The organism is Cognatiyoonia sp. IB215182 (assembly GCF_033963905.1).
Lineage (GTDB): Bacteria > Pseudomonadota > Alphaproteobacteria > Rhodobacterales > Rhodobacteraceae > Yoonia.
In genome coordinates, this window is sequence record NZ_JAXBMB010000035.1 from 1 (window position 1) to 11,563 (window position 11,563).

Here is an 11,563-nt window from a genome sequence, read left to right on the forward strand (position 1 = left end):
TCATCAGCTCATCAGCTCATCAGCTCATCAGCTCATCAGCTCATCAGCTCATCAGCTCATCAGGCGCTGCGCTCTGGCGTAGGCAGTAGCACTCACCGATTTCCGCTTCCTGACAATCTGACATCCGGCTGCAAGTCGGCCATTGCCCGCGGATTAATTGGCCGCCCAATCTCGGTTTCCGGGTCGGACTGCTTGACGCATTCGCCCTTAAACCCCGTGACGCGCGATGTGGCCGTCACCAGCGTGAGATCAGCTACAACCACCCCGGACTTTTTACGACGATCAGAACGGACGGCGCGAAAGCAACGCAGCCGACCGCCAACTGTGGTTCGCTTCCGCTTGAGGCTTAAACAGCGCCTCCGGCTGATGCCCGCAATTCTGCCACCCCACTGACCGCCTGACGGGCAGGGCAGTGCCTTGCCTCGATTGTGCTCAAGTCCCTCACAGGAGAGTTTCAAAAATGAAAAAGCAGTCCTCAGACACCCAGCCGGTCCTTCGCCCGCGTAACGTCTCGGTTCGGGGTGGTCGTTTGACCAAGTTCAAGGGCCGGGTAGCAAGCATTGCGCCAGGGCTTTCGGTGGTGACCACCGCTGCGGTGTTGTTTACCGGCAGCGTGGACCCGGCGGCGGCCCAGGCGGCCCCGGAGGCCGATGCGTGCGGCGGTTCGACTAACGGCGTCGTTTCATGTGGCGCTGGCACTTACGCTGATGGCATCGCCTATACGGGCAACCTTGAAAGTGGTGGTTACGATGGTGGTCCGCAAGAAAATGTGCACACCCTGACCCTTGGCGTTCCTGCACTTGGCGCTTCTCCAATTCGCGATTCTAGCATCACGGTGGCCGGCTTTGGGGTGACTGTGGACTATGGGGGTGACCATGATGTTTCTGTGCAAATGGACAGCGGGAATATCAACGCCACGGACGATGAAGATTATCATAATCACGGGGTTTTGGCGAAGACCTCAGGCACTGGAAACGTGGACTCCCAAATGAATGGTGGGAATATAATGGCAAGAGTTGCCGGTTCTGCCGGGATTGCTGCGCGGATTGAAAACGGCTCAAGCGATAAGACGGCGACTGCGACAATGACCGGAGGAACCATTACCGTTGCCGGCGGAAATTCTGAGGGGGTTTCGGCGTTCACCGGCGGCGTTGGTGGAAACGTGACAGCGGAAATGAGCGGCAGCAGCAAAATCGTCACGCAGTTCGGCGTCCAGGGTGGTCCGGCCGGAGCGGTTGCGGCCTATGCCCACAGCCGAGCGTATACAGGCACGGTGGTGGCTAGAATAATCGACGAATCCCAGCACAGAAACCAAACAATAATTACTGCTGCTGGTACAGGCGTGCGTGCAGTCACCCGCGGTGAGGATGGCAAGGCAACCGCGAGCATGGCGGGCGGAATAATCAACATCGATGGTAATGATGCTTACGCGGTTGCGGCGGGAGTCGTCGATACCGCGCTGGATGATAGTGAGGCCGATGTGGAAGCGCTCATGACCGGAGGGAGGATCACAACGAACGGTACCAGGGCAGTTGGGCTTCGTGCGCATACCGAAAAATTTGGCAATGCGTTTGTGCAAATGGATGAAACGCATCACGCCAGCAGAATCACCACGTATGGATGGCAAGCTCACGGGCTTCAGGCGTTCTCCACCAGCACTCATGATGACTCCGAGGGGACGGCGACGGCTGTCATGAAAGCCGGGACGATCCATATTAACGGTGACGCAGCCCGCGGCGCTTATGCGCAAGCCAATGGCGGCAAAGGTACGGCACTGGTGCAAATGAACGGCGGCTCTATCAGGACGACAGGCTGGGATTCTCACGGGCTTTATGCGCGGATCGACAAAGAGGAAAATGATAAAGAGGTGAGGGTGGAAATGACCGGGGGGTCCATCGTGACGTATAATACCCCCGGTGACACCCGCGGATCCCATGGGGTTTATGCGGACACCAGTGGTTCTGGCAACGTGGTCGTGGAGATGGAGCGCGGTACAGTCACCACGGTTGGGAGAAACTCTCACGGGATCTGGGCGGAATCGGAAGCGCCTATTCAGATCACCCTCGAGCAGGGTGTCAATGTCCGCTCGCTGAAGCCGGACGGGCAGTCGAGAGCGAAGGCGTTTGTCACGCTGGGTGCGGATGCCGTTGTCACGGCGTCCGGATCGGGTTCAGATGGGATTCGTGTATCAGGGAATTTCGAGCGGTTGAGCCGCGACAGCGATGAGTTTGTTCAGTTGGGTGCAAACGGCTTTGACGTAGACGTGGCCGGGTCCGTGACGGGAGGAGCTGGCAACGGCGCCGCGATCCGCACAATCTCCAGCGTCCGCGGGACAATTGACATCGCCAGCACCGCCACTGTGAAGGCGGGGGACTCTGGTATTGCGATACATACTGAGACTGCCAGATCTTCGGGGGACGGGACCCCAGACGACGATGGCTCAGCTGTCATCAATTCGGCAGGGATCATCGAAGGGGATATTCGTCTTGGGGCGGGCAACGATATCCTGAACCTGACAGGTGGCAGCTTCACAGGGAATCTTTATGCCGGTGACGGCAACGATACCGTCACGATTTCCGCTGCAACCACCTATGATGGGTCCTACATTCTCGACGGTGGTCTGGGCGGTAACGATCAACTGAGCCTGCAGGGCCAAAGCATCACAAACACAGCGGACAGGCTCGTCAACTGGCAGAGTGTCACGTTGAATAATACGACCCTCAGCCTTGATCGGGTTGGTATACTGGACACGAGTCTGTCCATCGACGGCAGGTCTGCGTTCCGCGCGACGGGCGGGGAAGGGGGCCTGACCATCCGAGGTGATGTGACCAACAATGCGGGCGACGTGTTCCTAAGCGTGCAGAACGGCGAGACGGGGGATGAGATCAGAGTTGAGGGCAATTTCACCGGATCGGACACGGGATCGGATGTTTTTGCCCTGGATATGGGTCGGGATGCAGATGGTTTGCGCACCGATACGGTTGTCATCACCGGCGACACGTCAGGTGAGATGACATTGTTGATTGCCAGTCTGGACAGCGCCGATCTCGAGGGGCCCCCGCTTGTGATGGACGTGGTCTCTGTTGGCGGAGAGGCCAACGGGACCTTCACCCTTGTGGGAGGCAACTATGTCACCTCGGACGGGGAGCATGGGGTGATCTCGGGTGCCCACCTCTATAAGCTGGCTGAGACGGACCAGGGTCTGGCGTTGAGCGCGCTGTCAGAGAGCGGTGAAGTCACCTATCAACCGTCCGCGCCGGTCTATGACAGCTATGGTGCGTCGCTTCTGGCGTTCAATGCGCCCTCTGGGCTGTATGCACGGGGCAGTGCGCAGGACTTCCGGAGCCTGGCCTGGGGCGGCGCAGGGGCTGACGCGGCTGATCAGGGTACGGGCACGCCACTGTGGATCCGGATGGGGACAGAGCAGCTGACCACGTCGGAAGAGCACAGCACCACAGGGGCGGCACTTGAGAGCAGTCTGTGGGAGATGGAGATCGGGGCGGATCTGACCCTGAACAGCAGTGATGCGGGCCTGCTTGTGGGCGGGCTGATGTTCTCCTACGGGACGGGCAATACGGATGTCAGCTCTGACCTGGGGGACGGGTCGATCGAGACGAGTGGTCTGGGCCTTGGGCTGGCCGCCACGTGGTATGATGCGCGCCGGTTCTATGTTGACGGGCAGGTGACGCTGACCTCCTACACCAGCGATCTGACCGCGGACAGGCTCGGGACCCTGACGGAGGGCAACAGCGGGACGGGCTATGCGCTGTCGCTGGAGGCGGGACAGCAGCTTGATCTGGGCACGCGGCTGACGGTGACGCCGCAATCCCAGCTGAGCCTGTCGTCGGTGACGTTCAGTGACTTCACGAGTGAGGTGCACCGGGAGGCGGTGGCGCTGAGCGATGCGACCAGCCAGCAGCTGCGGCTTGGGCTTGAGGTCGCGGCGCAGGAGCGTGGGGAGAGTGGCCTTTATGGCATTGTGAACCTGTACCATGAGTTTGGCGCGGGCAGTGAGGTGGAGGTGGCCGGGACGTCGCTGACGACGGAGCGTGAGCCCTGGACGCTTGGGGCTGGTCTTGGCGGTAGCTATGTCCTGACCGAGCGTGTGGATCTGTTTGGCGACGTTGCCTATGCCACCGGGCTCAGCAACGCTGGCGACACCAGCGCCCTCAGCGCAAATGCAGGCCTCAAAGTGGTGTTCTAAGACGCAGTAGCGCGTCCTGTCCGGTCATTGCCGCTCCAATTGGGCGCTACAGTCGTATTCAGCAGGTCGCAGCCTAAGCCAGACGTTTGATCTGGGATCACGCTGGCCGGTCATCAGAGGGAGCAGGCTTTCACTCCATCTGTCGGAAAGACCGCCATGATTTCCTCGGAATGATTGGCCTCATTGAGATAGATCAAGCAACCAATCAACTGACTTGGGTAATGGTGAACTATGCCAGCAGCAACGAACAAGACCGATTTGCTTGCCGTGTTCGATAAGGATTTGGCGAAGCTACGCAAGACACTCGATGGTGTCGACGAAGAGAAGTCATCTTTGTCGACACCTGATGACGATACCACAATCAAGGGCGTTGTCGCGCATCGCACCCACTGGATGGGGCTGTTCCACGGTTGGTACGAGGACGGCGTTGCGGGACGGGAAGTGCACGTGCCAGCCAAGGGCTACAAATGGAACCAGCTCAAGGAGTACAATGCGCCGCTCTATGCGAAAGGCAACGAGACTCCTTGGATGGATCTGCTCTCGGAGTTCGATGCTGCTAGCGACAAGTTGCGTCGCTTCATCGAGGCTCACGACGAAGCGCTGCTATACACGAGTGGCACGAATCCATGGACTGGTAAATGGACCCTCGGTCGATTTGCCGAAGCATCCGGTCCATCACACTTCCGGTCCGCCAATACCTACATTCGAAAGGCGCTGCGCGGCGCTAACTGAGGCTAGTTTCAGAGGCCGCACCACTGACCCTCAAGGTTCTTGCCAAACTGAGGAGTGCAGTTTCGAAGTATTACTCTCTCAGTTGAGCTTCGTGCAAGCGAACCGATGCAGCGTCGTCCGTGACTTCTGCGGCCATGGTATTGGCCAAGTTTTCCACGACTCTCCGAACGTATTCAATTTTGGAAAGCCGGGTGGCCTGCGTCCTGTTTGATCTGGCCAATCCGGTTTAGATAAAAGACTATTACGACTGATCCAAATCTTGAGACTGGGATCTACGTAAGGAGAACCCTATCGCAAACATCGTATTGGCAACTAGCCTTCTATGGCCCGCGCCAGCAAGTGATGCAGCTCTTCGGAAGGCGCTGGTTTTGTCGGGTCACACCTGCGTTTCCGTGCCATGGAACGGCGATGATCAGTCAGCATTTCGGTCTTGCGACCTCATCCTGTTGCGGTCGTGTTGGGACTACTACAAGGCGCCACACAAATTCTTGGCTTGGCTGGAAAGCCTCGATCCGGTGCGGGTTCGCAATCCGCTAGCGCTGGTGCGCTGGAATTTCGACAAGTCCTATCTTCTCCAATTACGTGAAGCAGGTTTCAATGTACCGGAAACGAAACTGGTCGATCCAAAAGATCACAATGCAATTCGCGCAATTATGCGACAGCACGGGTGGCATCGAGCGGTCCGAAAACCATTATCCGGCCAAAGCGGACATTTCGTCGATGTGCTCGATTTGGCCAAATATGATCAGTGGCCAGCAAGTATTATGCCGACCGAAAAAGCAGTGTTGCAACCGTTTCAAAGCGACGTTGCACGTTTTGGTGAGACGCTTATCTACTTCTTCCGCGGTGAGTTTGCCTATGCCGTGCAGCGATTGCCAAACCCTGGGGAAGGTCCGGATCGTGTCGCTGTTTTGATATCAGACGAAGTGATCAACCAGGCCAGCAAGATACTCGCCTTCGTTGACCAGGTGCCGCTTTATGCACGTGTTGATGGGGTTATACGCGAGAACAGGTTTATGCTCATGGAATTGGAGCTGATCGAACCGAGCTTTGCCTTTGAGGCTGCACCGGACAAAGCGGCTGATTTCGTTCATGCGATTGAGGAAGAGCTACGTCAGCTTAGCGAGGACTAAGAGCAGTGTTTTCGGCCATTCAATGACGTGGATGCATCGGTCAACAAGTGGCTCGCTGCTGCCATCTGACTATTTTGATTGGATGCCAAGTGTAGTCCCAAAGTGGACAACGGATTTGACGGTCGGGCTGGGGCGGCCAGCGGACGAAACGGCCGCTAACCGTTCTTTCGCGGTAGAGTCGGAACAGCTACTTGTGGTTCAATTTGATACCTTCGCGTTGAAGCAGGATGTGCAAGCGACGATAGCCAACCGTCGCACCCGGTCTCTCGTGTTGCAGGTCAGGCTGTACCCCCCTTCACCACGTCAGGCATGCCATCGGCGCCACCCACTGCTGACAGGGCCACAACGGGATTCCAGTAGTCGCGGTAGTCGACGATCTTGCCGTTCCGGATCCGGATGACGTTGATGTATCTCTGATCATACGGCAGGCCGGTCTTCCGACCTGTGCTGTTACGTGCTTCGAATTCGAGAACTACGACTTCCGGATCAGTGGTGCGGTAGAGTGCGGTCTCAGCCAACTCCTGAATATCGTAATGCTCGCGCACCACTGGCAGGTAGGTGGCAACGGCATCGCGACCCTTGAGACAATTAGACTCGACAGGCGCATAGGGCGCCTCGAATACGACATCCTCGGAGCACATCTCCGGGAAGCTGTCAGCTGGTTCGAGAAGATCACCCAGGCTGTTCTGCAGCAACGTCGTTAATGCGGGCAGTGGATCGGTGTGAGGCATCGGAGCTTCCTTTCGTTACGGTTCTCTGACTAGGAAGATGGGGAGCTTTCGACGGAACGCAAGCGTTCCGTCGAAAGAAATCAGATATGGCGCTTATGTCAATGCGTTGGAGAGGAACCAATCTGACAAGTCTCGTGATTGTGGCCCTGCCATCTATTTTTTGTTTTCATCCCTTTGAGCGGAACGCTAACGTTCCAACGCAAAACAAGTAGGATGCGCATGGCAAAGAAAACCTCCGACCAAAGGTCGCGACAATTGTCCGGTGCAGCGCTGCAAAGGCCCGAGCTAACGCAAGCCCTCTACCGCGCGTTCTTCGACGAATGGGCTGAGCGCGGCTATGCTGCGCTAAGCCTTGAGCGTGTCGCCAAGCGAGCGGGGGCAGGCAAAGCCGCAATTTATCGTCGTTGGCCATCGAAGCGCTCGTTTGCCAACGAGGCGATAAAAGATGTCGCGCTGGCTGTGACGCCCATCCCCGATAAGGGCAGCATCGAAGCAGACCTTACAGCCTTCCTGCGCTCGCTCCGAACCGTCTTTCGTCACCCTAAGATGCGACGCATCCTGCCGGACCTTCTTGCCGAGCGAGCCCGGTCGGACGAATTGGTCCCGTTGCTCGACACCATTGCGACGGCGCGGCGAGACAGGGCCGAAGACTTGCTTGATCGGGCGATCAGCCGCAAGGAACTTCCCGCAAGTCTCGACCGCGAGCTCGCCCTGGACCTGCTTCCATCGCCGCTCTACTGGCGAATGATCGTGAACCAGAGGCGGATAACCTTGGTGGAGTTACGCCGGCAGGCGCATATTCTTGCTGTGGCGTTGAATGCCGCAGGATAGCAGGAAACGGTCCTGACGCAGGTCTGTGATCAGACGCCTTGCAGGAGTCGCCTCCTGCCATGGCACTTGCTGCCTTGCGAAGAAAACTGTCACTCACACCCGGCGCAGCATTGATCAATTTGGGCCTAACACGCGCATGCGAGATCCGCCCCGATGGCTCTTGGCAGCCCTCAGAGCACCATGTCTTCTGGTGTTTTACCGGCGGCAAGTGCTGCATTGAACCAGTCCGGTTTGCGTCCTTTACCTGTCCAGGTCTGCTTTTTATCATCCGGGTTGGCGTATTTGGGTTTGCCGGGCACGGATGGCTTTTTGGCCATCTTGCGTCTGGGTTTTGTGGGCGAATCGTCAACACCTGTGATCTCAGCCAACGAAAATCCATGCGTCTCCGCGGCCCGCTCAGCGGCAACCAGTGCTGCCTTCTTTTCGCGTGCCATCACCTTCGCCAGGGCCTTGTCGATATCAGCTTTGAGCTTCTCCAGTTCTTTGCGTGTTAGTGCTTTGAGATCGATTTGCATTCTTTCTGTCTCACATGTTGTTCAGTGCCTTACATTACGGAATCTGAAAGGTACGTATAGATCTGTCGGCATCTATCGCGCGTGTGAGCAGTTGCTTGCTGCTGCAATGCGCAGAGAATAGGTATTGCAAAGTCCTTGAGGGCGGCGCGAAGGTGGCCTTAGTCGTACTGGCAGATGCTGCGGCGTAGTTCCCGCAAGTAGTCGTTCGAGATCAGCTGCAACCAACATCGCGCTCAGGCTTTTGTTCAATACTTCAATTCGTTTTATGCTCGGGTTGAGCCCAAGACTGAGCGGAGAACACAGGATCCTTGGAACTACTTTTAGTCTTGCTCGCAGTCGGCGTAGCGTTTCTTTACCTTTACCTGAATTCCCCCACGGTGATTGGCGCCGAAGGAGAACGACGCGTCAATGCAACGCTTGCCCGAAAACTGGATGACCAGCACTACATCGTTCTCGAAGACCTTACTCTACCCACCAACCACGGCACTACGCAGGTCGATCACATTGTCCTATCGCGCTTCGGCGTCTTCGTGATCGAAACCAAGAATATGTCCGGTTGGATTTTTGGAAGCGAAAGCCAAGCGCGTTGGACACAGGTCATGCGATGCCGCAAATTTCAGTTTCAGAACCCGCTGCGCCAGAACTACCATCATGTAAAGGTCGTTCAAGACCTGCTTGGCATCAGACTGGATCAACTGGAAAATCTTGTCGCATTCGTTGGTTCAGCAGAGCCCAAAACGGAAATGCCGCCCAACGTTTTTTGGAACAGGAAAGCTCTTCTTCACTACATTACCTCTCGACAAACCGTTCAGTTCACCGAAAATGAGGTGCATGACTTTGCCCGCAAGCTGCGCCGTAGCGCATTGGGCGCCAACAAGGAAATACGGCGCGCGCATATCCAGCACGTTCGAGAGAAAGCCATCCAAAAGGAAACGGACCTCTCGAAATGCCCGCGATGTGGGTCCAAAATGATCGAGAGGACAAATCGAAGTACCGGGCAAAGGTTCTATGGTTGTTGCCGGTACCCAAAGTGTCGGGGTACCCGACAAGCAGATTGACCTAAGGGGGCCATACGGCTCGTTGCGGACCTTGATCGACCGTCCAAGATTCTGAAGCCGGAGCGCGCTCACCAGACATTTGCCGCGAAAGCGGAGTCGTAGGGTCTGTGAATGGGGAAAACGGGACGGAACGGACTTTCACATTCCAGACAAGAATGTCCGCTTTAGGTGGGCATCCAGAAACGGCTTAGTTCTTGGGGTGATCATCTTCGATTGGCAGGCCCTCGCTCCACTTGCGTAGCTCATCGAGGAAGCCGAGCGCAGTTCTGCCGAAATCAGTTACCTCGTAGAAGACAGATAACGGCTTCGTTGCGGCGACTTCACGAGACACCAATCCTTGGGTCTCTAACTGTCGAAGCCTTTCCGTGATCATTTTCTTGCTGGCACCACCGATCATCCGCGAGAGGTCGTTAAAGCGCACCGGGCCGTCTTTGAGATGCCAAAGGATCGAGCCGGTCCATTTCCCGCCGATGATCTGCATACCACGTTCAATCGCGCATGGCGTTGTGCAAGCGTTGTCGACGCTCTTGCGCCCGCGTTGGTCCTGAATGATACGGGCCTCCATCGGTCCAGTTCCTCGTGAGCTAAGGTTACAAAAAGTATACTAGTTGATTTTCTTCGCCTCGTCCTCAGCTTTGAGCATGACCACTTGGATGCTGCCTCAGATCGGAGAACGATGATGACCCAACCCACAATTCACCTTTACACCGCTTCAACGATGAATGGTTACAAGCCGGTTATTTTTCTCGAAGAGGCTGGGGTGCCCTATGAGCTTACTTCAGTGAACTTTTCAAAGCAGGAGCAGAAATCACCCGACTATCTGCGGCTCAATCCGAACGGAAAGATTCCAACCATTGTGGACCGTGACGAGGATCGCGCCATCTTCGAAAGCGGGGCCATCCTTTGGCACCTGGCAGAGAAGTACGGAAAGTTTCTTCCGGAAGACCCGCTGAAGCGCTCCGAGGTCATGCAATGGATGTTCTTCCAGGTCGGTCACGTTGGTCCGATGATGGGACAAGCCATGTATTTCCAACATATTGCTGCGCCCAATGGGCATGAGGAGCCGTTTTCAATCAAACGATATGTGGATGAAACGCGTCGGCTGCTTGAGGTTCTGGACACCCACCTCGAAGGTCGCGATTGGCTTGCGGCAGGGGAGTACACGATTGCCGATATGATGACTTATCCTTGGGCACGCGCCTACGTCTGGGCGCGTGTAAGCGTGGATGGCCTGCCTCACCTGCAAAAATGGTTTGATCGGATCGATGCGCGTCCGGCCGTGCAAAAAGCCCTCACCATTCCCAAGGCCAACCCGCAATTCTGGGATGCGAGTGCCGACGCAGGCGCGTTTGCGAAAGAGAACGCTGCACGCTTTGCGAACGATGTAAAATCCTGACGTAAACCAGACATCTGCAAAGCATGTAGCATTTGTTAAAACCGGCTCCGAGCTGACAATCGTTGCGCCCAGAACAACTGACACCTTTGCGCTGCAATCCGAACTTTGCCATATGTCAAGCTTGAAGATTTCAGCTCGTCTCGGCAGCGGTTGCAAGATTCAGAAGCGACGAGTTAAGTCCGGCGGCGTAATCCTCGGGTCGAATGTCTAACGGGACGTTTTCACAGGCGACTGGCACGGTTGTCAGACGTCCGGAACTCTGAAACGTCCATGTTTGCTTCCTTGCTTCCGCGAAGCTTGGGTCCGTCACTTCGTACAAAACACGCTGTACAACTTGCCGTCCTGGAACAAGCTCATCGAACACAACCCGAAACCTCTCTTCGCGTTTGGTTGTCTTTCCAGGGACCGCGGGTGTTTCATCTCGGTGGTGTAGGCTTATGACATATCCGCCGCCAACCGAAGCATCGATCTCATGAACCTTTCCGATCATCCCCTGGGTGGCAGCCACGTCTCGAGCTGTGACGGCTCAAGAAAAGCGCGATGGATCACATCGGCAGGGGCTGAGATGGTTCGCTGTGCGCGATCAACACGTTCTAAGGTCATGCTTTACCCGTATGTCGGTCCCTGCGGCCAACCTTCCGGTGATTCCTCAAAATCCTGCCGCCGGCCCCAGACGGTCATATCGAGCATGTAATGAGAGCCGCCAATTGTTTCTCCGCCGCGACCGTAGGTCGAGTAGGTATGGAAAACATCGTCATCGATCCGCAGAAATGCGCTAAAGCCCGGAAGTTCTGACGATTTGCCCGCTTTGATCCCGTAAAGGTTTTGTTCCGCCAGCTCGGCTTCGGTCCTGTAGTTATAGGTGACCGCCCCCTTCTCACGGTCGAATGTCACTCCGAAATCATAGTTGAAGTCGCTGCCAAAGGACGACACCCAGGGGAATGTCCAGCCACGCTTGGCCTT

The 11,563-nt window shown here is 56.4% G+C and carries 11 protein-coding genes and 1 pseudogene; 7 read left to right on the forward strand and 5 right to left on the reverse strand.

From position 1 onward, the window contains the following. Positions 1-460: 460 nt before the first annotated feature. The 4 genes and pseudogenes from SLH47_RS25685 to SLH47_RS25695 all read left to right on the forward strand — a co-directional run bounded on the left by SLH47_RS25685 (position 461) and on the right by SLH47_RS25695 (position 6,069). Positions 461-4,204: an autotransporter outer membrane beta-barrel domain-containing protein gene (locus SLH47_RS25685; protein ID WP_320243927.1), complete on the forward strand. Its 3,744-nt coding sequence runs from the start codon at positions 461-463 to the stop codon at positions 4,202-4,204. A gap of 231 nt (positions 4,205-4,435) precedes the next feature. Continuing rightward, positions 4,436-4,936, forward strand: a complete 501-nt coding sequence (locus SLH47_RS25690; protein WP_320243929.1) for a ClbS/DfsB family four-helix bundle protein — start codon at positions 4,436-4,438, stop codon at positions 4,934-4,936. 85 nt (positions 4,937-5,021) lie between these two features. Continuing rightward, positions 5,022-5,129, forward strand: a pseudogene (locus tag SLH47_RS26485) (type I methionyl aminopeptidase); the annotation flags it as partial. A 295-nt stretch (positions 5,130-5,424) separates the two neighbouring features. Beyond that, positions 5,425-6,069: a hypothetical protein gene (locus tag SLH47_RS25695; RefSeq protein WP_320243931.1), complete on the forward strand. Its 645-nt coding sequence runs from the start codon at positions 5,425-5,427 to the stop codon at positions 6,067-6,069. Positions 6,070-6,347: 278 nt separating this feature from the next. Here SLH47_RS25695 and SLH47_RS25700 read toward each other — a convergent pair whose 3' ends face one another. Further along, positions 6,348-6,800, reverse strand: a complete 453-nt coding sequence (locus SLH47_RS25700; protein WP_320243933.1) for a nuclear transport factor 2 family protein — start codon at positions 6,798-6,800, stop codon at positions 6,348-6,350. A 219-nt stretch (positions 6,801-7,019) separates the two neighbouring features. Here SLH47_RS25700 and SLH47_RS25705 point away from each other — a divergent pair, with 219 nt between their 5' ends. Further along, positions 7,020-7,631, forward strand: coding sequence for a TetR-like C-terminal domain-containing protein (locus tag SLH47_RS25705; RefSeq protein ID WP_320243934.1), 612 nt, complete (start codon positions 7,020-7,022; stop codon positions 7,629-7,631). A gap of 170 nt (positions 7,632-7,801) precedes the next feature. Here SLH47_RS25705 and SLH47_RS25710 read toward each other — a convergent pair whose 3' ends face one another. Then, positions 7,802-8,146: an H-NS histone family protein gene (locus SLH47_RS25710; RefSeq protein WP_320243936.1), complete on the reverse strand. Its 345-nt coding sequence runs from the start codon at positions 8,144-8,146 to the stop codon at positions 7,802-7,804. Between the two features lie 326 nt (positions 8,147-8,472). Here SLH47_RS25710 and SLH47_RS25715 point away from each other — a divergent pair, with 326 nt between their 5' ends. Further along, positions 8,473-9,204 (forward strand): nuclease-related domain-containing protein, encoded by a 732-nt coding sequence (locus SLH47_RS25715; protein WP_320243938.1) that lies wholly within the window; start codon positions 8,473-8,475, stop codon positions 9,202-9,204. A 187-nt stretch (positions 9,205-9,391) separates the two neighbouring features. Here SLH47_RS25715 and SLH47_RS25720 read toward each other — a convergent pair whose 3' ends face one another. Next, positions 9,392-9,769, reverse strand: a complete 378-nt coding sequence (locus SLH47_RS25720) for a helix-turn-helix domain-containing protein (protein ID WP_320243940.1) — start codon at positions 9,767-9,769, stop codon at positions 9,392-9,394. 114 nt (positions 9,770-9,883) lie between these two features. On the opposite strand from SLH47_RS25720, the gene SLH47_RS25725 reads away from it, so the two are divergent. Continuing rightward, positions 9,884-10,600 (forward strand): glutathione S-transferase family protein, encoded by a 717-nt coding sequence (locus SLH47_RS25725; protein WP_320243942.1) that lies wholly within the window; start codon positions 9,884-9,886, stop codon positions 10,598-10,600. Between the two features lie 130 nt (positions 10,601-10,730). On the opposite strand, the gene SLH47_RS26490 is transcribed toward SLH47_RS25725, so the two are convergent. Beyond that, the gene (locus SLH47_RS26490; RefSeq protein ID WP_413785683.1) at positions 10,731-11,090 is read right to left on the reverse strand and encodes an SRPBCC domain-containing protein; all 360 of its coding nucleotides are present in this window, start codon (positions 11,088-11,090) and stop codon (positions 10,731-10,733) included. 116 nt (positions 11,091-11,206) lie between these two features. Next, positions 11,207-11,563: DUF899 family protein (locus SLH47_RS25730; protein WP_320243943.1), on the reverse strand; the 357-nt coding region annotated here is incomplete at its 5' end.